An 899-nucleotide genomic window follows, 5' to 3' on the forward strand; every position below is an offset into this window, starting at 1 on the left:
CTGGAAGCCGCCGTTCTCGATGCCCATGACGTTGCAGAATTCCTGGATGGTGAAGGTCGCGGAGAAGTCGGTCCACTTGAATTTGTCCCCGAGGTTCGAGAGGTCGGTCTTCCTGTAGTTCTCCGGGTTGAAGACGGGGACGATTTTGTATAGCCCCATGACGATGAGTTTTTTGGTCATGACGGGGCAGGTGTAGAAGGCCCGGCTGACTTCGTTTTGACTCGTTTTAGGAAGCGGGCGTTTTCGCTCGCTTTCACGATTTCGGATTTTCGCATTTTTTAGCGGCGCTCCCCTATATGTATTTAAAAGTAGTTATGTATTTATAGGCTCGGGAACCCCTTATTTTACTAGGCTTCCCGCGTTTCAATGACTACGTAACTACGTCCCATTGACTACGTAACTACGTCAAATCGCTCTGTAAGACTACTTAACTACGTGAGCTGTTTTGACTCAAATTTCGGTTTTGCAATGACGTACGCGTATTATACGACTACAAAAAAAAAAAAGAGTCTTACAACGACTCACAACTGTGAAAAAAGTGAGTCATTGAAAAAACGCCCTTTTTTTGCGATTTTTTTCGGGAACCCTAGTAAAATAAGGCTTCGCGAGGTCGACCGCCTCGGGGCGACGCTCGAAACGACGCAAGTTGGCAAATTTGCCCCGTTTTTTTGACGATCGCGAAAAACGGCTTATATTCTGTCCGCGCGGGTGCCCCGGTCGGGGGCGGAGTCGCCGTCCGCATGACGTCGACAAGATGTCGTATGACAAGTGTTTTTCCGCCCCGCGGTGGGTACGGAGCGCAGGAGGAGTCTATGAAAAAAGGATTTGCTTTCCCACGAGGAGACGTGCGCCCTGGCGAGAAGGGCGCGGCTCGGTGACGTCTCAGCCAGGAACAGGCT

At 50.4% G+C, this 899-nt stretch carries 1 protein-coding gene; it reads right to left on the bottom strand.

Features of this window, described 5'->3' with window-relative positions:
- Window positions 1-180, bottom strand: a 180-nt coding sequence (locus TRESADRAFT_RS00095) for a hypothetical protein (RefSeq protein ID WP_002701636.1), incomplete at its 3' end; no start/stop codon positions are given.
- Window positions 181-899: the final 719 nt, after the last annotated feature.

The sequence above is a fragment of the Treponema saccharophilum DSM 2985 genome (assembly GCF_000255555.1).
GTDB classification, from domain to species: Bacteria; Spirochaetota; Spirochaetia; order Treponematales; family Treponemataceae; genus Treponema_D; species Treponema_D saccharophilum.